The sequence below is a fragment of the Candidatus Pelagibacter sp. Uisw_106 genome, assembly GCF_047724975.1.
Taxonomy (GTDB): domain Bacteria; phylum Pseudomonadota; class Alphaproteobacteria; order Pelagibacterales; family Pelagibacteraceae; genus Pelagibacter.
In genome coordinates this window covers 23,305-48,170 of the sequence record NZ_CP159819.1, presented here as the reverse complement: position 1 = coordinate 48,170, position 24,866 = coordinate 23,305, and the positions used below count along the sequence as shown (strand labels likewise).

Annotated in this window: 16 protein-coding genes, 1 tRNA gene and 1 pseudogene; 3 read left to right on the top strand and 15 right to left on the bottom strand. The window is 30.9% G+C overall.

All coding sequences use genetic code 11. The features are described from left to right. Position 1: 1 nt before the first annotated feature. From lepA to ABXT45_RS00170, 8 genes and pseudogenes are all read right to left on the bottom strand, one after another. Complete coding sequence (lepA, locus tag ABXT45_RS00205) at positions 2-1,807, bottom strand: translation elongation factor 4 (protein WP_415313617.1); 1,806 nt, start codon at positions 1,805-1,807, stop codon at positions 2-4. Positions 1,808-1,809: 2 nt separating this feature from the next. Next, positions 1,810-4,218: a phenylalanine--tRNA ligase subunit beta gene (gene pheT, locus ABXT45_RS00200; protein WP_415313616.1), complete on the bottom strand. Its 2,409-nt coding sequence runs from the start codon at positions 4,216-4,218 to the stop codon at positions 1,810-1,812. Beyond that, a complete protein-coding gene (gene pheS / locus ABXT45_RS00195; RefSeq protein WP_415313614.1) occupies positions 4,215-5,282 on the bottom strand; it encodes a phenylalanine--tRNA ligase subunit alpha in 1,068 nt (355 codons plus the stop codon). The genes pheT and pheS overlap by 4 nt, the downstream gene beginning before the upstream one ends. 43 nt (positions 5,283-5,325) lie before the next feature. After that, positions 5,326-5,681 (bottom strand): annotated as a pseudogene (gene rplT, locus ABXT45_RS00190) (50S ribosomal protein L20). 1 nt (position 5,682) lies between these two features. Further along, a complete protein-coding gene (rpmI, locus tag ABXT45_RS00185) occupies positions 5,683-5,889 on the bottom strand; it encodes a 50S ribosomal protein L35 (protein ID WP_006997462.1) in 207 nt (68 codons plus the stop codon). 53 nt (positions 5,890-5,942) lie between these two features. After that, entirely contained in the window at positions 5,943-6,488 is a 546-nt protein-coding gene (gene infC, locus ABXT45_RS00180) for a translation initiation factor IF-3 (protein ID WP_415313612.1), read from the bottom strand. Beyond that, positions 6,489-8,405: a threonine--tRNA ligase gene (gene thrS, locus ABXT45_RS00175; RefSeq protein WP_415313611.1), complete on the bottom strand. Its 1,917-nt coding sequence runs from the start codon at positions 8,403-8,405 to the stop codon at positions 6,489-6,491. Next, complete coding sequence (locus tag ABXT45_RS00170; RefSeq protein ID WP_415313610.1) at positions 8,406-9,560, bottom strand: glycosyltransferase family 4 protein; 1,155 nt, start codon at positions 9,558-9,560, stop codon at positions 8,406-8,408. Positions 9,561-9,602: 42 nt separating this feature from the next. Between ABXT45_RS00170 and ABXT45_RS00165 the strand changes: the two genes are divergently transcribed. Continuing rightward, positions 9,603-10,358, top strand: a complete 756-nt coding sequence (locus tag ABXT45_RS00165) for an alpha/beta hydrolase (RefSeq protein ID WP_415313608.1) — start codon at positions 9,603-9,605, stop codon at positions 10,356-10,358. On the opposite strand, the gene ABXT45_RS00160 is transcribed toward ABXT45_RS00165, so the two are convergent. From ABXT45_RS00160 to ABXT45_RS00150, 3 genes are read right to left on the bottom strand one after another with little or no spacing between them, the layout of a single operon-like run. After that, complete coding sequence (locus ABXT45_RS00160; protein WP_415313606.1) at positions 10,329-11,204, bottom strand: NAD-dependent epimerase/dehydratase family protein; 876 nt, start codon at positions 11,202-11,204, stop codon at positions 10,329-10,331. The two genes, ABXT45_RS00165 and ABXT45_RS00160, sit on opposite strands and share 30 nt — an antisense overlap. Before the next feature lies 1 nt (position 11,205). Beyond that, the gene (gene gltB, locus ABXT45_RS00155; protein WP_415313605.1) at positions 11,206-15,711 is read right to left on the bottom strand and encodes a glutamate synthase large subunit; all 4,506 of its coding nucleotides are present in this window, start codon (positions 15,709-15,711) and stop codon (positions 11,206-11,208) included. Next, complete coding sequence (locus ABXT45_RS00150; protein ID WP_415313603.1) at positions 15,711-17,150, bottom strand: NAD(P)-dependent oxidoreductase; 1,440 nt, start codon at positions 17,148-17,150, stop codon at positions 15,711-15,713. Before ABXT45_RS00150 ends, gltB begins: the two co-directional genes overlap by 1 nt. A 184-nt stretch (positions 17,151-17,334) precedes the next feature. Here ABXT45_RS00150 and ABXT45_RS00145 point away from each other — a divergent pair, with 184 nt between their 5' ends. Continuing rightward, positions 17,335-18,105: an undecaprenyl-diphosphate phosphatase gene (locus tag ABXT45_RS00145; protein WP_415313601.1), complete on the top strand. Its 771-nt coding sequence runs from the start codon at positions 17,335-17,337 to the stop codon at positions 18,103-18,105. Here ABXT45_RS00145 and ABXT45_RS00140 read toward each other — a convergent pair. The 4 genes from ABXT45_RS00140 to ABXT45_RS00125 all read right to left on the bottom strand — a co-directional run bounded on the left by ABXT45_RS00140 (position 18,102) and on the right by ABXT45_RS00125 (position 24,625). Then, entirely contained in the window at positions 18,102-18,989 is an 888-nt protein-coding gene (locus ABXT45_RS00140) for a DMT family transporter (protein ID WP_415313599.1), read from the bottom strand. The two genes, ABXT45_RS00145 and ABXT45_RS00140, sit on opposite strands and share 4 nt — an antisense overlap. A 6-nt stretch (positions 18,990-18,995) precedes the next feature. After that, positions 18,996-20,267, bottom strand: coding sequence for a 2-oxo acid dehydrogenase subunit E2 (locus tag ABXT45_RS00135; protein WP_415314451.1), 1,272 nt, complete (start codon positions 20,265-20,267; stop codon positions 18,996-18,998). A 1-nt stretch (position 20,268) separates the two neighbouring features. After that, positions 20,269-23,307 carry a pyruvate dehydrogenase (acetyl-transferring), homodimeric type gene (aceE, locus tag ABXT45_RS00130; RefSeq protein ID WP_415313598.1) on the bottom strand — a complete coding sequence of 1,013 codons (3,039 nt, stop codon included), beginning with the start codon at positions 23,305-23,307 and terminating at the stop codon, positions 20,269-20,271. A 130-nt stretch (positions 23,308-23,437) separates the two neighbouring features. Continuing rightward, positions 23,438-24,625, bottom strand: coding sequence for an acetyl-CoA C-acetyltransferase (locus ABXT45_RS00125; RefSeq protein ID WP_415313597.1), 1,188 nt, complete (start codon positions 24,623-24,625; stop codon positions 23,438-23,440). Between the two features lie 75 nt (positions 24,626-24,700). On the opposite strand from ABXT45_RS00125, the gene ABXT45_RS00120 reads away from it, so the two are divergent. Then, positions 24,701-24,777 (top strand) — tRNA-Arg (locus ABXT45_RS00120). Positions 24,778-24,866: the final 89 nt, after the last annotated feature.

Sequence of the window (24,866 nt, the reverse complement as noted above, 5' to 3'; positions counted from 1 at the left end):
TTTATTCCTTATTAATTTTTAGAACTCCAATAAATGCTTCTTGTGGTATCTCAACTTTTCCAAATTGTTTACCTCTAGCTTTTCCTTTTTTCTGCTTATCTAATAGTTTTCTTTTTCTGTCTCTAGCACCACCACCATGAATTTTTGTTAAAACATCTTTTTTAAAACCCTTAATAGTTTCTCTTGCTATAATCTTTCCTCCAATTGCTGCCTGAACTGGAATCATAAAATTGTGTCGTGGGATTAAATCTCTCAATTTTTCACAAACTTCTCTTCCAACTGTTTGAGCAAAATCTTTATGAACCATCATTGATAGGGCATCTACTGGCTCAGTATTAACAAGTATTCCTAATTTTACCAAATCTCCTTCTCTATGATCTATAATCTCATAATCGAAACTTGCATAACCGCTAGTCATTGATTTAAGTCTATCATTAAAATCAAAAACAACTTCGTTTAGAGGAATTTCATAATTTAAAACTGCTCTATTACCTGAATAACTTAAGTTTGTTTGTACTCCTCTTTTATCCTGACAAACCTTTATAATTGCTCCTAGATATTGATCTGGTGTAATAATTGTTGCTCTAATCCAAGGCTCTTCAATAAATTTAATTAGAGTGGGCTCTGGTAAGCTCGAAGGATTTTGTAACTCTATTGTTTCCCCTTTGTTCATGTGAACTTTATAAACTACCCCAGGTGTTGTAGTTAATAAATTTATGTCAAATTCTCTTTCTAATCTTTCAGTTATAATTTCTAAATGTAAGAGACCTAAAAAACCACATCTAAAACCAAGACCTAATGCAGATGAAGATTCTGCCTCATATGAAAAACTAGCATCATTTAATTGAAGTTTACCCAAGCCATCTTTTAATTTTTGGTATTCAGAACTATCTACAGGAAACAATCCACAAAATACAACTGGCTTGCTTGGCTTAAATCCTGGAAGCGCCTCTTGATGTGGTTTGGTTGCATCACAAATAGTATCTCCAACTTTTGTTTCTGATAAAATTTTTATTCCTGTCGTTATAAAGCCAATTTCTCCAGCATTTAATTCATTAACATCAGTTGCTTTTGGAGTAAATACACCTACTTTTTCAATTATATATTCTTGGTTAGTAGACATCATTTTGATCTTCATATTTTTAGAAATTTTTCCGTTAATAACTCTAACTAAAATAACCACTCCTAAATAAGTGTCATACCAACTATCGACTAATAAGCATTTTAAATCAGCATCCTTTTCTCCTTCTGGAGCCGGTAGTGATACAATAATTTGTTCTAGAATATCTTCTATTCCTTCACCTGTTTTTCCAGAGCAAGGTATGGCATTTTCAGTATCAATACCAATAACCTCCTCTATTTGTGTCTTTGTTTTTTCTAAGTCTGATGCTGGTAAATCAACTTTATTGAGAACGGGTACTATCTCATGCTTAGTGTCTAAAGCTTGATAAACATTAGCTAATGTTTGAGCCTCTACTCCTTGGGTACTATCAACAATTAAAATAGATCCCTCACACGCATACAGAGATCTACTAACTTCATAACTAAAATCTACGTGTCCTGGAGTATCAATAATATTTAGAATGTATTCTTTACCATCTTTTGCTTTATAATTAAGTTTAACTGTTTGAGCTTTAATAGTTATTCCTCTTTCTCTCTCAATATCCATTGAATCTAGAACTTGTGCTTTCATCTCTCTTTCAGTTAGACCACCACAACTATGAATTATTCTATCAGCAATTGTTGATTTACCATGATCAATATGTGCAATGATTGCAAAGTTTCTGATGTGATCAATTTTTGTCATGATTATGATCTAATCTTAGCACCAGTTTTAGATTCAACAGCAGAAATAATAAGTTGATTAATTTTGTTTAAATCATCTTCTGTCAATGTTTTCTCTAAAGATTGAATAATTACATTTAATGCAATTGATTTTTTGCCTTCTGGAATATTGGTTCCTTCATAAACATCAAATACTTTGACAGATTTTATTAATTCTTTATCTACATTAGAAATAGTTTCAATTAATTCTTGAACTTTAAAATTTTTATCTAAAACAAAAGCAAAATCTCTTTCTGATTTTTGAAAATCTGAATATTTGTACTGAGTTTTTTGATCTTTTAATGATTTTTTTGGTTGTTTTAAATTATCTAAAAATATTTCAAAACCCACTAATGCTTCAACTTTAATATCTAATTTTTTTAATATACCTGGGTGAATATCACCAAAAAAAGCTACCACTTTTTCTTTACCCTTGTTTAGAAATATTCTTCCCGATTTTCCAGGGTGATAATAGCTTGGTACTTCATCATCAATATAGAACTTGTCTTTATTATAACCTGCTTCAACTAAACTTTTGATGACATCACTTTTAATATCAAATACATCTACTAATCTTTCTTTTTCCAACCAACTCTGTCTAGCCAATTTTCCTGATCTTAATCCACTAGCTACAGTCTGTTGTTCACCTGGCTCAGATCCTAAAAAAATTGGACCTATTTCAAAAAATGACAAATCTTTAAATCCTCTTCCTAAATTCTTATTCAAATGGATAATCAAATTAGAAAAGATTGAACTTCTCAAAACGTTCAAATCAGAACTTATAGGGTTAATTATTTTGATTTCTTTTTTATTTTCAATGAACAGCTGATTAATTTTACTATCAGTAAAAGACCATGTGATAGCCTCAAAATAGCCCTTAGAAGCAATAGATCTTTGTAAAAAATGAAATAACCTTTGTCTTAAATTTAATGTTTGTTTTTTTCTAACTTTTTCAGGTTCAATAATTTTAATTTGATCATAACCCTTAATTCTCACAAGTTCTTCCACCACATCAACTTCTTGTGAAATATCTGGTCTCCAAGATGGAATAACGACATCAAGCGATCCTTTGTTTTCTTTTATTTCAAATCCTAGGTTATCTAAGATTGTGATCATTTCTTTTGTGTCGATATTAAACCCAGTAATTTTTTCAAATAAAGAAGGATCAAATTTTAATGATTTTTTTTTAACATCTTCAATTTTTTGAATATCAAATTCACTAACTACACCACCACATATTTCTTGTATTAAGTTTGCTGCTTTTTCAAGTCCCTGGTCAATTGATAATGGATCAATACCTCTTTCAAATCTAAATTTTGCATCTGTGTCTATATTCAAGATTTTAGATGATTTTCTGATTGATCGTGGGTTAAAGTAAGCAGACTCAATTAACACATTTTTTGTATCCAGCTCAGTTCCAGTTCTTGTGCCTCCTATTATGCCACCAAGACCTAATACACCCAATGCATCTGATATGACACACATCTCATCCTCTAATTTATACTCCTTATTATCTAATGCTTTGAATGTTTCACCTTTTTTAGAATTTCTTACAACTATTCCTTTATCTATTTTATCAACATCGTATGCATGAAGTGGTCTATTCAAATCAAACATTACATAATTTGTAATATCAACTATTGCCGAAATGGGTTTTTGGCCTAAAGAAATTATTTTGTCTTTTAACCACTCTGGACTTTCAGTATTTTTTACCCCTTTAATTAAACAACTACCAAAGGATATGCATGCTTGATTTTTTTCATTTTCAATTTTTATACTAATTATTTGTTTGTTTTTTTTATCGATTTTTTTTTCTTTTTGATTTATTAATATTCCCGCACCTGCAGCAGCTAGATCTCTTGCTATCCCTCTTACACCCAAACAATCTGCTCTATTTGGTGTAATAGAAATATCAATTACATTTAAAAATTTTTTCGGAAAATAACTTTCTCCTACTTTTTTATTATATTTTTCTGGTAAAAGCTCTGTTATGCCATCACTTTCATTTGATAGATTAAGTTCAGATTCTGAACAAAGCATTCCATATGAGGTTACACCTCTTATTTTACTTACTACCAATTTCATTTGGCTTTTTGGTACTACAGCACCAGGAGGAGCATAAATTGTTAATAAACCCTCTTTAGCATTTGGAGCTCCACAAACAACTTTTACTGGTTTGCCTAAACCTATATCAACATCACATACTCTAAGCCTATCTGCATCAGGATGCTTTTCAGCCTTCAAAATTTTGGCAATTACAAATTCATCAAGCTCTCCTGATTGACTATCAACACCTTCTACTTCTAAACCAATATCTGTAAGTTTATCAATAATCTGACTTTCATTAAGCTTGGTATCTAAATGATCTTTAAGCCACGCTGTTGTAATCTTCATCGGCTTAAGCCCCTATAGTTTGTTGGGACATCTATTGGATCAAATCCAAAATGATTTAGCCATCTATAGTCACAATCAAAAAAGGCTCTTAAATCATTAATGCCATATTTTAACATTGCGAGCCTATCTATTCCTATTCCAAATGCGTAACCTTGGAATTCATCAGGATTTACTTTAACATTTTTTAAAACATTGGGATGAACCATTCCACAGCCTAAAACTTCTAGCCATTTATCACCTTCCCCAATTACTATTTTTCCATCTTTTATTTCATAACCAATATCAACTTCTGCAGATGGCTCTGTAAATGGGAAATGACTAGGTCTAAATCTCATTTTAATTTTATCAACTTCAAAAAACTCTTTAATAAAATAATTTAAGCATCCTTTTAAGTGCCCCATATTAATATTTTTATCGATATGTAATCCTTCAACCTGATGAAACATTGGTGTATGGGTTTGATCGCTGTCAGATCTATATGTTCTGCCAGGCGCTATTATTTTAAAAGGTGGTTTATCATTAAGCATTGTCCTAATTTGAACTGGAGAAGTATGTGTTCTTAATAATAGTTCTTTTGCATCATCTAGATAAAAAGTATCATGCATATCTCTTGCAGGATGGTTATCAGGCGTATTTAATGCAGTAAAATTATTATATTCATTTTCAACATCCGGTCCTTCTTCGACACTAAAACCAATTTCTGAAAAAATTGAAGAAATTTCATCTATGACTTGAGATACAGGATGAATTTTTCCCTGAACAAAAGGTCTTTCTGGTAATGTTATATCTATTTTTTCTTTTTCTAACTTTTTGTTAATCTCTTTTGTTTCAATATCGTTAATTTTTGTAGTAATTAAATTTTCAAGTTCATTTTTGATTAAGTTTAAATCTGATGCAAACTTTTTTCTTTCATCTTCTGCTAATTTTCCAAGCTGTTTAAATTGTAAACTGATTAACCCAGTTTTACCAAATAGTTCTGTCTTAATTTGATTAACTTGATTTAAATCTAAATTTTCTTTTAACTTTAAAAGAAAACTATCTTTTATTTTTTTAATATCAGGCATATTGAGAGATTATTTCTTCACCGAAGAAAAACAATAGTGAAGATTAATTTAGTGCCGATTGAGCTTTTTGAACGATCGTTTTAAAGGCTTCTGGGCTATCGTATGCTATTTCAGCTAGTATTTTTCTATCTAACTTAATTCCACATTTGGTTAAGCCATTAATAAATTTTGAATAAGTTAATCCTTCAGATCTAACACCTGCATTAATCCTTTGTATCCATAAAGATTTGAATTCTCTTTTTTAGTTCTACGGTCTCTGTAAGCATATTGCATAGCTTTTTCCATGGCTTGCTTTGCAACTCTTATAGTATTTTTTCTTCTGCCCCATTGACCTTTGACAGCTTTTAAAACTTTTTTATGTTTAGCGTGACTTGTTACGCCTCTTTTTACTCTAGCCATTTTATCCTCTTAAACTGTAAGGCATGTATGATTTAACTATTTTGCCATCTTGTTTTGACATAGCAGTCGTGCCTCTTAATTTTCTAATTTGTGAGTTTGTTCTTTTTATCATGCCATGTCTCTTTCCAGCTTGAGCCATCATAACTTTCCCTGTAGCTGATATCTTAAATCTTTTCTTTGCTGAACTTTTAGTTTTTAATTTTGGCATAATTCTGCGGACTTATACAAATATTGGAATAGATTTACAACCTCTATTAAGCCTTATAAAGGCTGAATAACCATGATCATTTGCTTCCCATCAAACTTTGGGTGCAATTCAACTTTGCCAATATCTTGCATATCAGCTTTTATTTTATCCATTAATTCTCTGCCTAAGTGTGAGTGTTGTAGCTCTCTACCCTTAAATCTTATTGTAAATTTTACCTTGTCACCTTTTCCAAGAAATTTTTTAGCATTTTTAACCTTAAAATCATAATCATGCGTTTCAGTAACTGGTCTCATTTTAATTTCTTTTAATAAAACAATTTTTTGTTTCTTTTTAGCAACATTTGCTTTTTTTTGAGCATCATATTTAAATTTACCCATATCAATAATTTTACATACAGGTGGTTTTGCATTTGGGGCTATCTCAATTAAATCTAAACCTTGTTCTTTGGCCATTGATATGGCTTCATTAGTATTTAATATTCCTATGTTATCACCATCACTTCCAATAACCTGAACTTCTGGCGCAGTAATCCTATTATTAGACTTAGGTCCTCTGTCTTTGGTTCTTCTTTGAAAGTAATTTCCTTTAAAATCTGCCACTTAGTTTGAGGGTGCTTTATTTAAAGCTGAGAATTTTTTTAAAAATAAGTTCAATTCCATATTTTCTAGTTTGTTCGTGTCTAATCTTCTAATCGTTACTGAGTTACTGTCAACTTCTTTTTTACCACAAATTAACAAAAGTGGTATTTTAGATAAAGAATGTTCTCTAATTTTATAATTCAAATTATGGTTTTTTAAATCTACTTCAGAGTTCATGCCAGCATTATTAATTTTTTCATTTACTTCTTTTGCATAAGAATCAAAATCTTCTGAAATTGGAATTACAACAGCTTGTAAGGGAGCTATCCAAAATGGAAATTTACCTGCATAGTTTTCTATAAGAATTCCAATAAATCTTTCTAATGACCCAAATAATGCCCTATGAAGCATAACTGGAATTTTTTTAGTTCCATCTTTATCAACAAAAGAAGCATCTAATCTTCCTGGCAAATTAAGATCTACTTGTAAAGTTCCACATTGCCAATCTCTACCAATCGCATCTCTTAAAACAAATTCAATTTTTGGACCGTAGAATGCTCCTTCTCCTTTATTAATTGTGTATTCAAGCTTTGAAGCTTTAACTGCATCTAACAAAGCTTTTTCAGCTTTGTCCCAAACATTATCATCCCCAACTCTTAAATCTGGTCTATCTGAGTATTTTAATATTACATCTTCAAACCCAAGATCTTTATAAATATCTAAAATCAAATTAGTAACAATCAAACACTCCGATGTAATTTGATCTTCTGTGCAAAAAATATGAGCATCATCTTGAGTAAAAGCTCTAACTCTTAACAGTCCATGTAAAGCGCCTGAAGGCTCATACCTGTGTACTTTTCCAAATTCTGAAATTCTTAAAGGAAGATCTCGATAACTTTTTAAACCTTGATTAAAAACTTGTACATGGCCTGGACAATTCATTGGTTTTATTGCAAATATTTTTTCATCTGGTGTTTGGGAGATATACATGTGCTCTCCATATTTTTCCCAGTGGCCAGATTTTTCCCATAGATATCTATCTAAAATTTCAGGAGTATTTACTTCTTTATAGCCAGCTTTTTCTTGTCTAGCTCTCATGTATGCAACTAATTTTTGGAATAACTTCCAACCTTTTTCATGCCAAAATACTGACCCTGGACTTTCTTCCCTAAAGTGAAATAAATCCATTTCTTTTCCAAGTTTTCTGTGATCTCTTTTTTCTGCTTCTTCTATTCTTTTTAAATATTCATCTAAATCTTTTTGTGATGCCCAACTTGTTCCATAAATTCTTTGCAACATCTCATTATTTGAGTCACCTCTCCAATAAGCTCCAGATACCTTTGTTAACTTAAAGTATTTACCAATTTTTCCTGTAGAAGATAGATGAGGGCCTCTACATAAATCATGCCAGTCTCCATGAAAATATATGGAAACATCCTCACCTTGTGGAATACTTTCAATAATTTCAGCTTTGTATACTTCTCCTTTATCTTTGAAATGAGATATGGCCTTATCTCTTTTCCAAACTTCTCTTGTAGTTGGTACATCTCTATCAACAATTTCTTTCATTTTATTTTCAATTTTATTTAAATCATCCTCTGTAAAGGATTCTTTTCTTGAAAAATCATAATAAAATCCATTTTCTATAATTGGACCAATAGTTACTTGTGTTCCTGGAAAGAGTTCTTGAACTGCCATTGCAGTTATATGGGCTGTATCGTGACGAATAGTTTCTAAGCCTTCTTTATCCTTTGAAGTAAAAATTTTGATTGAGCAATCTTCATCTATAACAAAACTTAAATCTTTAAGTTCTTCATTAACGCTAATAACAGTTGCCTGCCTTGATAAAGATTTGCTAATCTTTTCAGCAACCTCAAGTCCTGTTACTTTATTTGGAAATTTAATAGTGTTTCCATCTGGCAATGTTATTAATGGCATTTAATTCAATAATTTTTTGTATTCTGAATACGTAGAAAAACACATTTTTTCAACATTAAATTTCTTAATTATATTTTTTCTACCCTCTATACCAATAGATTTCAATCTAGATTCATCTAATTGTAAGGCTTCTACTATTTTTTTACTCAAAGCTTCTGCATTACCAGATTGAAATAAAAAACCCGTCACATTATCAGTAATAGTTTCATTAGATCCCCCAATATCACTTGCTATTATTGGTTTTTCCATTGATTGAGCTTCAACCGCTACTCTTCCAAAAGCTTCTGGCTCTACTGAAGCTGAAACAACAATGTCTGATATTTTATAGGCTAGTGGCATATTTTTGCAATTCTCTATAAATTTTAACTGACTAATTAATCTATATTGCTCAGCCAATCTTTTAATTTTTTTTGTATAAATGTCTCTTCCTTGATCACTACCCAATATAACAGCATTGAAAGATTCATAACCTAGTTCTTTATTAACAAGATTTAAAGCTTCAATAAATGTCTCTTGCCCTTTCCAGGCTGTTAACCGACCTGGCATTAAAATCATCTTTTTATTTTTATCAACTTTCCAATCTGAAATAAGTCTGTTTTCTTCACTATCTAAAGTTGTTGTTGAATCAAAATAATCAACATTAATACCTCTAAAAATTACTAAGAATTTTTTTTTTAAATTCAAATATTTTGGATAATTTTTATTAATATGTGAAAAAATAAAATTTGATCCAGCTATTATTAAATCTGATCTAACCATTACTGAATTATAAAATTTTTTAAATGGATTTTTAAAATTATAAGTGCCATGAAAAGTTGTAACAAACCTTCTTCTTGTAATTTTTGTTGCGAGCAAACAAGACCAGGCTGGAGCACGACTTCTTGCATGAACGATAGATATGTTATTTAGTAAAATGATAAAAATTAACGCTATTGAATTAAAGAGTATTAAAAATGGATTTTTACTATGGACAGGAAGTTTTATTACTTTTACTTTTTTTTTATCAACAAATTTTAATAATTCTCCACCACTGGTCACTATATAAGAACTGCAATTATTTTCTGGCAAATAATGTGCAAGATCGTAGCAGCCTGTTTCTGCACCTCCATATCCAAGTTTAGGAATTACTTGCAATACTTTTAATTCTGAAGACATTTGATAGAACTATATATTAAGAATTAATTCTAATAAACTCATATGAATAAATTTAAATACATTAGAGTCCTTAATAACAAGCAAATAAGATACTTAAGCAAAGAATACAAAAATAATCTCTATATTGTTTTTTTACATGGTTTTATGTCAAACATTGAAGGTGAAAAACCTCAGACTATATTAAAATTTGCTAAAAAAAATAAACTTGGCTTTCTTGCTCTAGAATATTCTGGTCATGGAAAGTCCTCAGGGAAATTTACTAGTGGAAATATTACTCAATGGTCAAAAGAAGTTGAAATAGTAATTGGAAAAATAGTTAAAAAAAATAAATTTATCTTAGTTGGCTCGAGTATGGGTGCATGGCTTTCCTTAAATCAATTTAAATATTTTAAAGATCAAATTAAAGGTTTTTTAGGAATTGGCTCTGCTCCAGAGTTTTTACAAAACCTAATGTGGAAGAAGTTTACAAAAAAAATGAAAAACGAAACTATAAAGAAAGGAATTTATAATTTAAAACATGGTAATTATGAGTATCCAATCACCTATCAATTAATAAAAGATGGTAGAAAAAATAAAATCTTAAATAAAAAGATTAAATCCAGCATCAAAGTAACTATGATTCACGGAAGTAAAGATGAAGTTGTTCCAAAAAGTTATTCCAGAAAAGTTCTTAAGCTATTTACTAAAGCTAATAAAAAATTAGTAATAATAAAAAATGGTGATCACAGCTTATCAAGCAAACGTGGTCTAAAAAGAATACTCTTAGAACTAGATAAAATTACTTCTAATATAGTTTAGTCCTTCAATGTAGCTTGGAAATTTTAAATTATAGTTAAAATAACTTTTCATTTTTTTGTTGCTAACTTTCTTGGACTCATTGTAAAAATTTTTCAACATCTCATTTTTAATTTGATCAACTTCAATTTTTTCAATATTTTCAATATTCAACATTTTTGCTCCAAATAAAGTAACATCTTCAGATGTGGAGGGTTTATCATCAGATAGATTATATATTTCACCTGACTTAAATTTTGATAAAGATTCAAATAATATGTTTGAAATATCATCCACATGAATTCTGGAAAAATAATGATTTTTTTTATTGATCAATTTCACATCTCCTGATTTTAGACGTATTAAAATATTTTTTTCATTAGAATAGATTCCAGATAACCTGAATATCTGAATTGGTATTTTGTTATCTTTTTCCAAAGAAAACCATGCATTTTCAGCTTTTAATCTTGCGATACCATTTTTTGAGATTGGGTTTGTTTTACTATTTTCATTAACCCATTCACCGTTATGATCACCATAAATGCTAGTGGCCGATAAGTATGTTATCCATTTTACTTTGGAGCTTTCCATAAATTTAGAAAAATTTTTTACAACTAGATCTTCTTGATTTTCTGGTGGTATAGAAACTAAGATATGATCTGCTTCTTTTAATTTCACAACTAAATTTTGATCAAATTTTTCACTATTAAATAGGTAGCTATTATAATTAATACCATTGAATATTTTTTTTGAAGATTCGCTTCTAGAAGTTGCTGACAAGTTAATATTATATCGCTCAATACTAAGCTTCTTTATAAAATTTTTTGCTACTTGGCCAAAACCAAAACAAAAAATATTTATATCCTTCACTTTAACTAACTTCTTTTATAATGGATTTTAAACTTATTGGGTTTTTTAGCCTATCAATCATTTCTTTTGGACAAACTTGAATAAAATTAGAAATTTCCTTATCAAAATTTTCTATTATCTTTTTAGAAAAATCCGAGTTTGTCTCCTGGTGATGCTCTTGTACTAAATTTTTTAAATAAGCTATCCAATGGTCTGTTTCTGGTGTTTGCCACACTAAAGTCTCTGGGTTTACTTTTTTATCGAATTTCTTATTTATATCGTAAATAAACGCCATTCCACCTGTCATGCCAGCTCCAAAATTGTCTCCTATATCACCCAAAACTACAACTGTACCACCAGTCATATATTCACAAGCATTAGAATCACAACCTTCAATAACCGAAATTGATCCTGAATTTCTTACGGCATACCTTTCTCCAGCTTGACCTGCTGCAAAAAGTTTTCCAGATGTTGCTCCATACAAAACAGTATTTCCTATTATGGTATTCTCATGTGAAACTAAATTACTTTCATCTGGAAGTTTAACTACCACTGTTGCTCCTGACAAACCTTTACCAACATAATCATTAGCATCACCTTTTAAAATAAGTTTTAAACCTTTGATTCCAAATGCTCCAAATGATTGCCCTGCTGATCCTTTAAATTTTAAAGATAAAAAGTCATCTTCTAGTTTTTCAGATCCATATTTTTCATAAAGATGATTAGAAATTCTTGTACCAACAGTCCTATGAGTATTTTTAATAATATATTCTTTTTCAATAATTTTTACTTTTCCAATTTGTTCTTTAATTTCAGGTAAAATTTCTTGATCTAAAGTATCCGGAACAGAATTTATTTCTGGAACTGTACAGTATCTTGTATTCTCTCCAGCATCTGTTTGAACAAATAAAGGATTTAGATCTAAATCGTCTAAGTTTGGTGATGCTTTGCTTACCTGTCTTAATAAATCAGTCCTACCAATTATTTCATTCAATGATTTAAATCCTATCTGTGCTAAAATTTCCCTTACTTCCTCAGCTATGAATTTAAATAAGTTAACTACTTTTTCTGGTGTACCAGAAAATTTTTCTCTTAATTTTTCATCTTGAGTACAAACTCCAACTGGACATGTATTTGAATGACACTGTCTAACCATTATACATCCCATAGCTACTAAAGCTGTGGTTGCTACACCATATTCTTCTGCCCCCATCATTGCTGCAATAACAACATCTCTTCCTGTTTTAATTCCACCATCTGTTCTTAAGGTAACTTTATGTCTTAAATTATTCAAAGTTAAGACTTGATTAGCTTCAGTTAAACCCATCTCCCAAGGTATCCCAACATATTTAACACTTGTTTGTGGTGTTGCTCCTGTTCCTCCATTATGTCCAGAAATTAAAATTATATCTGCTTTAGCTTTAGCTACACCAGCTGCAATTGTTCCTATGCCTGATGATGCTACTAATTTTACGCCAACTCTTGCTTTTGGATTTGCTTGTTTAAGATCATAAATTAACTGAGCTAGATCCTCGATAGAATAAATATCATGGTGGGGTGGTGGTGATATTAAGGTTACACCTGGTGTTGAATGTCTTAATTTTGCAATTTCTTCTGTAACTTTAAATCCAGGTAACTGGCCGCCTTCACCAGGTTTTGCTCCTTGTGCAATTTTAATCTCTATTTCATTACAGTTATTAAGGTATTTGAGTGTTACTCCAAATCTTGCTGAAGCTATTTGTTTAACTCTAGAATTAGCACTATCTCCATTTTTCATCTTAGTAAATCTTTTCTCATCTTCACCCCCTTCACCACTACAAGATGCTCCTTTAATTCTATTCATTCCTATAGCTAAAGTTTCGTGTGCTTCTTTCGATAATGCACCATGAGACATACTTCCGCTTCCAAATCTTGTTAAAATATTTTCAATTGGTTCTACTTCTGTGATATCTATAGAAGGATTTAAATTTTTTTCTCTAAATCCAATTAAATCTCTAAGATGTATAGGTGGAAGATTATAAATACCTTTTGCGTATTTTTTATAAGCGTCAAAAGAATTTGAAGAAACAGCACTCTGCAAAAGATGAATGAGCTTACCTTGATATTGATGTGTTTCACCATTTTTTCTGTACCTATAAATTCCGCCAATTGGTAAAACTGTATCCGTACCTTCAAATGCTTCTTTGTGAATAATTCTTAATTTTTTTTCTATTCCATTTAAACCTATGCCTGAAATTTTTGATAAAATTCCTGGAAAATATTCTGATGCTACTGTTCTACTTAAGCCAACTGTTTCAAAATTACATCCACCTCTATAAGAACTTATGACTGAAATTCCCATTTTTGACATTATTTTCAAAAGACCATAATTTACTGACTGTACATATCTCTCTATGCATTCATCGTACCCAAACTTTCCAAATAATTTCTTTTCAAATCTCTGGTATAAGCTATCCAATGCTAAATAAGGATTAACTGTTGTAGCCCCAACACCTATGAGTGTTGCAAATGAATGTGTATCTAATGCTTCCCCAGTTTGGGCATTAATTGAAGCATAGCCTCTTAGTTTTTTTTTAATGAGATGTGTATTTATTGCACCAACGCTTAATAGCATTGGAATAGGCAATCTTTCTTCAGAAGTATTTTTATCACTTAAGACTAATTGAGTAAGACCCTGCCTAACTGCTATTTCAGAATCTTTTTTAATTCTCTCAATAGAGGTTTCAAGGTTTTCACTTTTATCAAAAGTACAGTCAATAGTTATTGATTTTTGACCAAAAAAATTAATGAATTTTTCTAACTGAGAGTTTGATAAAATAGGACTATCTAAAACATATATATTTTCTTCTGTTAAATTACTAAAATCTAAAATATTTCCTAGGTTACCAAAACGAGTTTTTAAACTCATAACCTTGTTTTCTCTTAAAGAATCAATTGGTGGGTTTGTAACTTGACTAAAATTTTGTCTAAAGAAGTGATAAAGTGGCCTATAACGGTCAGATAACACTGCAAGTGGAGTGTCATCACCCATAGAACCAATTGCCTCTTTTGCATCTTCTGCCATGGGGTGAAGAATAAGCTCTAAATCCTCTAAACTATAACCAAATGTATGTTGTCTTTTTTTTAGCTCATCACCTGAAAAAGTAGATTTTTCATTTTTTATTGGAAATTTTTTTTCTAAATCAATTATCTGATTGTTAAAATGTTTAAACTCTTTTGCCAAATAATCTTTTATTTCAACATTAGAAAATACTTTACCTTTAGCTATTCTAACTCCAAGAATTTCTCCAGGTCCTAATCTACCTTTTTTAAGAATTTGCTTCTCATCAATTTCAACCATTCCCGTTTCTGATCCTGCACACAATATTTTGTCTTTTGAAATAGTATATCTCATTGGGCGTAACCCATTTCTATCAGCAGCTACTATAGCCCATTCATTATCAGTAGCTGCAATAGCGGCTGGTCCATCCCATGGCTCCATAGTGCTGTTTAAAAAATTAAATAGTTGTTGATGATCTTTTGATAATGTTTGACTTTTTTTAGACCAGGCATCTGGAATTAACATTAATTTTGCGAGTGGTGCTGATTGGCCAGAAATATTTAAAAGTTCAAAAACACTATCTAATGCAGCAGAGTCTGATGATCCTGGTTGTATAACTGGTTTTAAATTTTTCATATCGTCAAATAAAGGGCTGTCCATTTCTTGTTCATGAACTTTCATCCAGTTTTTATTTCCCTTTAGTGTATTTATTTCTCCATTATGAGCTAATGCTCTAAAAGGTTGTGCCAGGTCCCAGCTTGGTGCTGTGTTTGTTGAAAACCTTTGATGAAATATTGCAAATCGAGATATAAACCTCTCATCTTTTAAATCTAAATAAAAATCTGCAATAGACTCTGCTAAAAACATTCCCTTATAAATAACTGACTTAGAACTTAGTGAACAAATATAAAAACCTTCTATCGCATTTTTAATAGCTTCTTTTTCAATTTTTCTTCTAGATTCATAAATTTTTCTTTCTAACTCTTTTTCTGTTAAATCTTTATTATTATGTTTGAATAGTACTTGAGTAATTTCTGGTCTCGTAAGATTCGCTTTTTCACCTAAAACTTTTGAATTTACTGGAACCTGTCTCCATCCATAAATACTAAAATTACTTTTTGTTAATTCACTTTCTACTAAAGTTCTTGCATTTTCTTGTGCTTGATAATTATTTCTAGGTAAAAAAATCATACCCACACAAATTTCTGAACCGTCATGGTCGTGACCTGTGATTTCTATTTTTTCAGCAAAGAAATCTGAAGGAATTTCTAAATGGATTCCAGCTCCATCACCTGTTTTACCATCAGCATCAACAGCTCCTCTATGCCAAACTGCTTTTAAGGCATTAATTCCATATTCAACTACTTTCCTTGACTTTTTGCCCTCTGTAGAAGCAATCAACCCTACTCCACAAGCATCATGCTCCATTTCTTTTGAATAAACATGACCGTCTTCAAGAATTTTAAGATTTTTTTTATAATTTTTCATTAAGCAACCTTCTCTTTATTAAGTTCTTTGATCTCTAAAAAATTTTTTATTGATACTGCTACGTCTCTTCCATCTTTTATGGCCCAGACAACTAAAGATGCACCTCTAATAATATCTCCTGCTGCAAAGACACCCGGTAAATTTGTCTCCATTGTATCAAAATTAGTTTTTAATGTTCCCCATTTAGTAACTTGTAAATCTTCAGAGCCAAATAGTTTTGGTAAATTTTCTGGATCAAATCCAAGAGCCTTAATTACTATATCTGCTTTAATATTAAAGTGAGAATTGTTCTGAATTTCAGGTTTACGTCTACCACTATCATCAGGTTCACCAAGTTTGATTTTATCCACCATCAAACCTTCAACTTTATTTGTTCCTATAAATTCTTTGGGACTAGATAGCCATACGAACTCTACTCCTTCTTCCTCTGCATTAGCTACCTCTCTAGCAGATCCAGGCATATTTTCTTTGTCTCTTCTGTAAAGGCATTTAACTGATTTTGCTTTTTGTCTAATTGAAGTCCTAACACAATCCATTGCAGTGTCACCTCCTCCAATCACAACAATATTTTTTCCTTCAGCATTTAAAGTTCCATTATCAAATAACTCTACCTTGTCTCCTAATCCTTTTTTATTTGAAGCTGTTAAAAACTCCATGGCTGGAAATATATTTCCTAAATCTTTTCCTGGTAGATCTATTTCTCGAGCTTTATAAACTCCAGTTGCAATTAAAAGAGCATCATGTTTTTTTCTTAACTGCTCTAATGTAGCATCTTTTCCAACTTCAAAATTTTGAACAAACTTAATTTCACCCTCTTCAAGTAATTTTGTTCTTCTTTCTACAACAAATTTTTCTAACTTAAAATTTGGGATCCCATAAATCATTAAACCACCAGCTCTATCATATCGATCATATACCGTGATTTGATACCCTAACTTACGTAACTGTTCTGCAGCAGCCAGACCAGCTGGACCAGCTCCTATAATTCCAATACTTTGACTCTTTTCATTTTTAACTTTTATTGGATTTACCCAGCCTTGTTCCCATGCATTATCAGTAATATATTTCTCAACTGAACCTATGGTTACTGTTCCATGTCCCGATTGTTCAATTACACAGTTTCCTTCACATAATCTATCTTGTGGACATATTCTTCCACACACCTCTGGCATGTTGTTGGTGCTTTGGGATAATTCATATGCTTCTTTCAATCTTCCCTCTGCAGTTAATTTTAACCAATCTGGAATATTGTTACTTAATGGACAATGTACCTGGCAAAAAGGAACTCCACATTGTGAGCATCTGCTAGATTGTTCGCCCGCCTTTTCGTTAATAAACTCTTTATAAATTTCGCTAAAGTCCTCTTTTCTGGTGCCAACTTCTCTTTTAGGTGGAGTTTGTTGACCTATTTTAACAAATTTAAGCATTTTTTCTGACATATATACCCTTCAATAAACTGAGCATATAATAAGGTTTTGTTTAATAAAAGACAAACAAGGTCAGTACATATGACCTTAAATTTACAATAAATGCTGTTAAATCATCTTATTATGATTTTTGCATATCTGATATGTTCAAATGGAATTGTTTAAATTATCGAATATTTAAGTTACGAAGCTTTAAATGTTTTCTAATATTATTGAAATTATAATCCTATCAATAGTTCAGGGTATATCAGAATTTTTACCAATCAGCTCATCAGCTCATTTAAACATTGTTGAGATAATTTTTGAGTTTAATTCTAACTCACTAATGATTGATGTTAGTCTTCATCTTGGCTCTTTACTTGCAATAATTTTTTATTTCAGAAGAGAGTTACTAGACCTTAGAAATAATCAAAAATTATTATCTTTATTAATTATTGGCTCTATACCAATTGTAATAGCTGGGTACATACTCAGTTCCACAGGTCTAATTAACCTATTAGAAAACAATTTAAAGATAATTGCTTGGGCTACGCTAATTTTTGGAATTATTTTATATCTAGCAGATAAAAGTAAATTTGATAAAAAAATATCTTCCAACCTAAATTTTAAAACAATACTATATATCGGCTTGTTTCAAACACTTGCTTTAATACCAGGTGTGAGTAGGGCAGGAATTACAATAACAGCTGCAAGGCTTTTTAGATTTAATAGATTTGATTCAAGTAAAATTTCTTTTTTGTTGGCTATACCTGCAATAGCTGGGGCAAGTGTACTACAGTTAAAAAATGCTATTGGTCACAGCTTTGAGTTTAACTACCTTATACCAATATCAATCACTCTTTCTTTTTTATTTTCTTATTTTACAGTTAAGTTTTTCTTAGACTACATAAACAAATTTTCTTTAAATGTTTTTGTAATTTACAGAATTATTATTTCAATAATTTTATTTATAATAATATATAATTAATCTTTTTTTAATATTGGTGCTAATTGTGAAAATAAAACACCAAATAAAATAAATAAACATCCAAACAAATTATTTATATCTAAAATTTGATCTAATAAAATCCAAGCAGCAATTGTAGCAAAAACACCTTCTAAAGAAAAAATTATTGCTGATGGAGCAGGGGATATATTTTTTTGTGCATATATTTGTAAAACAAATGCAAGGCCTCCAGATAAAACTCCAGCATATAAGATTTGAAATTTTTCTTTAAGAATATTAGACCAAATAAAGTCTTCAAAAATTAACCCTATAATTAATGATAAAGAGGCGACAATTAAAGTTTGAATTGCACCAATTGTTAATGGAAGATTGTAGTTTTCTATAATTTTACCAGTAAAGATAATGTGTGTACTCCAGAAAAATGCACCCATTATTATAAGCGCATCACCAGTTCTAACCGTTGCATTGTAAAAATTAGTTAGTAAATAACCTCCCATCACACAAAGAAGAACTGAAGGCCAAATACTCCAGTGAATTGGCTTTTTATACATAAAAAAAATTATAAACGGGACCATTGGAACGTAAAAAATAGTAAAGAATGCTGCATTAGCAACATCTGTATAGAGTAAAGCTACTTGTTGAAGTGCTGATCCCAAGAATAAAGATAGGCCTATTAAAAGAGCTAAGTTGGTAAATTCTTTTTGATTTCTTTGAATTGATTTTGAGATATTTTTTCTTTCAAAAATAAAAGCTAAAGGGGCTACCACTAAAAAGCCCACAAAAAACCTTACCGCATTAAAAGTGAAAGGACCAATGTCGTCCATACCCGTATCTTGAGCAATAAAGGTTGTTCCCCATATGAATGTACAAAGTAATGCACAAAATAATGATGAGGTTTTTGACATTAAAATCTATACAGCTAATTTATAAGCAAAATTTTTGCCTAAATTTTCTTTTAGATCATTATTAAATCTAGCCGCTTCAGCTCCATCAATTATTCTATGATCATATGACAATGAAAGCGGCAACATTGTTCTTGTTTCAAATTTTCTATTGATAAAAATCTGTTTTTTTTGTGCTTTACCTACTCCTAGTATAGCAACTTCAGGATAATTTATTATTGGTGTAAAAAATGAACCTCCAATTCCCCCAAGACTTGTAATAGTCATAGATCCTCCAAAGAATTCCTTCTTGTCTATTTTTAAATTTCTACATTGATCACTTACTGTTTTCAATTCATTGCTAATATATGAGATACTTTTATTGTCAGCATTTCTAATTTTTGGCACCATCAAACCATGTGGTGTGTCGACTGCAATTCCAATATGAAAATAATTTTTCATTGTTATTTTTCCATTTTCAATATCATCTATTGATGAGTTGAAACTAGGAAACTTTTTTAAAGATGCAACTAAAGCTTTAACAATAAAAGCTAAGGGAGTAATTTTTTTTCTCTCACCTGTGTACATATCAGTAAGTGAAGTTCTAAAATCTTCCATTTCAGTTATATCTGCTTCATCATGATTTGTTACATGAGGTATTGTAGTCCAAGAATTAACTAAATACGTAGAGGCTAATTTTTTAACCCTAGGCATATCTTTAACTTCAATTTCTCCAAAATCAGAATGGGAAAATTCACTAATAATTTTTTTAGGTTGAGCTTCAGTCTTATCTGAGGTTTTATTAATTTTAGAGAATATAAAATTTTTCACATCATCTTCTACAATTCTTCCTTGTCTTTCACTGCCAACTATTTCGTTAATATTAACCCCGAGCTCTCGAGCAAATTTACGTACTTTTGGGCTTGCAGATGAAGCTTCTGAATTATCCTTTTTTATTAAATTTTGTGTTTGTATAACTTTTTCAATTTTTTCTTTTTGATTTTGATTTGCAACAGGCTCTGCTTCTTTAATAGTTTTTTGCTCTATGCTCTTTTCTTCTTCTCCAGATTGCTCTAGAGTTAATATTAAATCACCCTCTGAAACCCTATCTCCTACTTTAATTTTAACAGACTTAACCTTTCCGTCAAAAGAAGCTGGTATTTCAACACTAGATTTATCACTCTCAATTGTAATAAGTGGATCATTTTTAGATACTGACTGAGCATTTGAAACTAATACTTCGATTACCTCAACGTCTTTAAATTCGCCAATATTTGGTACTTTAATCTCTTTATCTGACATCTTATAGTTTTGTTGGCATTGGTTTGCTGCCATCAATATTATACTTCTTTATGGCTTCTTTAGCATATTTTGAGGCTATTAGTTGCTCTTTTGCTAGTACGCTAAGTCCATAAGCAACAATATGCTCTTTATCAACTTCAAAAAAATTTCTAAGGTTTTTTCTAGTGTCACTTCTTCCATAACCATCTGTACCTAAAGAATAAAAATTTTTATTAGTATAAGGTCTGATTTGATCAGAATTCATTCTCATATAATCTGAAGCTGCCAAGATTGGTCCTTCAGTTTTTCCTAAACACTGCTCTACAAATGAAACTTTTTGTTCTTTATCAGGATTTAAAAGATTATATCTCTCAACTTCCATACCATCTTTTCTCAACTCGTTAAAACTAGTGACACTCCAGATTTCACTATCTATCTGATATTCATTTTGAAGGATTTCTGCTGCAGCCATCATTTCTCTCAATATTGTACCTGAACCTAAAAGTTGAATTTTAGTTTTTTTATATTTATTGAGCTCTTTAATTTTATACATTCCTTTAAGAATTCCTTCTTCACAATTCTTGTCTTTTGGTATGCTTGGATGTGAATAATTTTCATTCATGGTTGTGATATAATAAAAAATATTTTCATTTTTTTCATGCATTCTTCTCAAGCCTTCTCTAAAAATAACAGCTAGCTCGTAATGAAAAGTTGGGTCATATGTTACACAATTTGGTATTGTTGAGGCTATCAGGTGACTGTGTCCATCCTGATGTTGTAGTCCTTCACCAGCTAAAGTAGTTCTTCCAGCTGTTGCTCCAATTAAAAATCCTCTAGCTTGGCTATCTCCACCTGCCCATGCAAGATCACCTATTCTTTGAAAACCAAACATAGAATAAAAAATATAAATTGGTATCATTTCAATATCATGATTAGTGTAGGAAGTCGCAGCAGCAATCCATGACGACATTGCTCCAGCTTCATTAATTCCTTCTTCTAGAACCTGTCCAGTTTTCTCTTCTCTGTAAGAACTTAACTGAGCAGAATCTTCTGGTTCATACTTTTGACCTTCGTGTGCATATATTCCTATTTTTTGAAAAAATCCTTCCATACCAAAAGTTCTTGCTTCATCAGGAATAATTGGAACTAATCTGGGTGAAATATTTTTGTCTCTTAATAAATTTGTAAACATTCTAACTAATGCCATGGTTGTAGACATTTCTTTTTCACCCGTTGATACTTTCATAAAATCAAAAATATCTTTTGCTGGTGCTTTAATAGGTTTTGAATATGTTGTTCTTTCAGGTAAGAAACCACCAAGTCTCATTCTCTTTTCTTTAATATACTTAATCTCTAATGATTTTTCATCAGGCTTGAAATACTCAACATTTTTTACTTGTTCATCTGTTAATGGGACATCAAAACGATCTCTATAATATAGCAAATCATCTACATCTAATTTTTTAGTTTGATGAGTAGTGTTAACACTTTCACCTGTTTTTCCCATACCATAACCCTTAATGGTTTTAGCGATTATAACCGTTGGGCTACCTTGGTTTTTTGATGCCCGGTCGTATGCTGCGTAAACTTTATGAGGATCATGACCGCCTCTATTTAATCTCCAAATATCTTTATCTGATAAACTAGAAACTAGCTCTTGAGTCTCTGGGTATTTCCCAAAAAATTTTTCTCTAACATAAGCTCCATCTCTAGCTTTCATTGCTTGGTATTCACCATCAACAGTTTCATTCATAGTTTTAACTAGGTGACCTGTTTTATCATTAGCAATCAATGAGTCCCAGTAAGAACCCCAAATTACCTTAATTACATTCCAACCAGCTCCTCTAAAACTTCCTTCTAGCTCTTGAATGATTTTTCCATTACCTCTGACAGGTCCATCTAATCTTTGAAGATTGCAGTTTACAACAAATATTAAGTTATCTAGTTTTTCCCTAGCTGCTAATCCTATTGCACCTAAAGATTCGGGTTCATCCATTTCTCCATCACCAAGAAATGCCCAAACTTTTCTACCTTGATCTTTAATTAATCCTCTGTTAATTAAATATTTCATGTATCTTGCCTGATAAATTGCAAGCATAGGTCCTAGTCCCATTGATACAGTTGGAAACTGCCAAAACTTTGGCATCAACCAAGGATGTGGATATGAAGAAAGTCCACCTGGTTTTACTTCTTGTCTAAAACTATCTAATTGTTTTTCATTTAATCTACCTTCTAGAAATGCTCTAGCATAGACGCCTGGCGCACTATGACCTTGAAAATAAACTAAATCACCACCAAATTTATTATTCTTAGCTCTCCAAAAATGATTCATTCCTACATCATAAAGTGTTGCTGCTGATGCAAATGTACCTATATGGCCACCTAATTCAGGAAATTTTTTATTTGCTCTAACAACCATGGCTGCTGCATTCCATCTAATTAAAGATCTAATTCTTCTTTCAATATTCTGATCTCCATTAGACTTAACTTCTGCCTCTGGTGGGATTGTATTAATGTAAGGAGTGTGCTGTGTATAAGGAATATTTGCACCTTCTCGATATGCTTTGTTAATTAATTCTTTTATTAAAAAATGAGCTCTTTGATTTCCATCTTTTTCAATAACTGCAGATAAAGACTCTAACCAATCTTGAGTTTCTAGTGGATCAATATCATTGTCATTTATAACCTGAATTATTGTTTGTTTTTTTTCAGCGACTGGGCTTTGTTCAGTGGTCGCTTCTTTTTTTTCATTTTTTAAAACTGATTCTGCTTGTTTAATAATACTTTCTGTATCTTTAGGAATTGGCTTTTCTGAAGGGCTTTCTTTTGAAGACTCAACACTTAACAATAAATCCCCTTTAGAAACTTTATCACCCACTTTAATACTTACAGCTTCTACCTTACCAGTGACTGTTGATGGAATTTCAACACTAGATTTATCACTCTCAATAGTAACAATAGGATCATCTAAGTTTATTCTATCTCCAACTTTTACTAAAAGTTCAATAACCTCAACTTTTTCAAATTCACCAATATCTGGGACAAGTAATTTTTCACTCATTATTTAAATCGATTTATACACCTAAAAAAAACTATATCTCATGTTATTTTAGCACAATAATAAGTTTTTTTATGCAAACCTGTATTTTTATTGAACAAAAAACTTTAAAAATTAACAAATAAATAAGAAATTAATTTCTTTCAATGCACATGGCTATACCCATTCCACCACCAATGCAGAGAGTAGCGCAACCTTTGTTTTTATTTTGTTTTATCATTTCATGAATTAGGGTTACTAAAATTCTGGTTCCGGAAGCTCCAATTGGATGTCCTAATGCAATTGCTCCACCATTAACATTCACAATCTCTTTAGGAATTTTAAGATTTCTAATCACAGCAATACTTTGAGCTGCAAATGCTTCATTAACTTCAAATAAATCAATATCTTCAATTTTCCATCCTGCTTTTTCTAAAGCTATATTAACAGCCATAATTGGACCTAGTCCCATCAATGAAGGTTCAACACCACAAGTTGCCCAGGAGACCACTTTTGCTAAAGGTTCTATACCTCTAAGTTCCGCCTCTTCTCTAGACATTAAAATAGTTGCTGCCGCACCATCATTTATTCCTGATGAATTACCCGCTGTAACTGTTCCATTTTCTTTAAAAACAGTTTTTAATTTTTTTAAATCCTCTAAGTTTAAATTACTTCTTGGATGTTCATCTTTTTCAAAAATAAAATTTTTATCATCTGTATTAATATTTAATTTAATTAACTCGTTTTTGAATTTATCATTACTTATGGCATCTTGTGTTTTTTTTTGAGAATTGAAGGCAAACATATCTTGTTCATCTCTGGAAATTTGATACTTTTCTGCTACATTTTCTGCCGTAACACCCATGTGATAATTATTAAATGAGTCTATCAATCCATCATTGACCATTGTATCAACTAATTTATTTTCATCTAATTTTTTATCTTCTCGATAAAATATTGTATGTGGTGCTCTAGACATATTTTCTTGTCCTCCAGCGACTATAATTTTATTTTCACCTAGTTTAATAGATTGATAGCCTGAAATTACAGATCTTAATCCAGATCCACATACTTGATTAATTATATGTGCAGGTTTTGAAACTGGAATTCCAGCATGAATAGAAGCTTGTCTTGCTGGGTTTTGCCCTAATCCAGAAGTGAGAACGTGTCCCATAATCACCTCATCAATATCATCTGATTTTAATTTTGATTTATAAACAGCTTCTTTAATAGCTAGTGCACCTAGTTTATCAGCACTAAGGCCTTTTAAAGATCCTTTATATGTGCCTATAGCTGTTCTTAATGCAGCTGTAATAACCACATCATTTGATTTTTTGCTCATTGATAGTACAGCATAATATTTTATAACTTAAATTACATCAAAAACTTTGATATGTTGGACAAATTATTTAATTAAGGACCGCTGGCCAAATTGGATAAGGCGCTCGGCTACGAACCGGGAGATTCCAGATTCGAGTTCTGGGCGGTCCACCAGAAAGGATAAATAAAAATGTTAGATTGGTTACTAAAATCATCACTACAAAAATCAGTTATATATTTTTTTATAATTGTTTTTATAATTT

Bases quoted from the DNA above. Each gene is read 5' to 3' on its own strand.
- lepA (WP_415313617.1), bottom strand. From the start codon at position 1,807: ATGACAAAAATTGATCACATCAGAAACTTTGCAATCATTGCACATATT.
- pheT (WP_415313616.1), bottom strand. From the start codon at position 4,218: ATGAAGATTACAACAGCGTGGCTTAAAGATCATTTAGATACCAAGCTT.
- pheS (WP_415313614.1), bottom strand. From the start codon at position 5,282: ATGCCTGATATTAAAAAAATAAAAGATAGTTTTCTTTTAAAGTTAAAA.
- rpmI (WP_006997462.1), bottom strand. From the start codon at position 5,889: ATGCCAAAATTAAAAACTAAAAGTTCAGCAAAGAAAAGATTTAAGATA.
- thrS (WP_415313611.1), bottom strand. From the start codon at position 8,405: ATGCCATTAATAACATTGCCAGATGGAAACACTATTAAATTTCCAAAT.
- ABXT45_RS00170 (WP_415313610.1), bottom strand. From the start codon at position 9,560: ATGTCTTCAGAATTAAAAGTATTGCAAGTAATTCCTAAACTTGGATAT.
- ABXT45_RS00165 (WP_415313608.1), top strand. From the start codon at position 9,603: ATGAATAAATTTAAATACATTAGAGTCCTTAATAACAAGCAAATAAGA.
- gltB (WP_415313605.1), bottom strand. From the start codon at position 15,711: ATGAAAAATTATAAAAAAAATCTTAAAATTCTTGAAGACGGTCATGTT.
- ABXT45_RS00150 (WP_415313603.1), bottom strand. From the start codon at position 17,150: ATGTCAGAAAAAATGCTTAAATTTGTTAAAATAGGTCAACAAACTCCA.
- ABXT45_RS00145 (WP_415313601.1), top strand. From the start codon at position 17,335: ATGTTTTCTAATATTATTGAAATTATAATCCTATCAATAGTTCAGGGT.
- ABXT45_RS00140 (WP_415313599.1), bottom strand. From the start codon at position 18,989: ATGTCAAAAACCTCATCATTATTTTGTGCATTACTTTGTACATTCATA.
- ABXT45_RS00135 (WP_415314451.1), bottom strand. From the start codon at position 20,267: ATGTCAGATAAAGAGATTAAAGTACCAAATATTGGCGAATTTAAAGAC.
- aceE (WP_415313598.1), bottom strand. From the start codon at position 23,307: ATGAGTGAAAAATTACTTGTCCCAGATATTGGTGAATTTGAAAAAGTT.
- ABXT45_RS00125 (WP_415313597.1), bottom strand. From the start codon at position 24,625: ATGAGCAAAAAATCAAATGATGTGGTTATTACAGCTGCATTAAGAACA.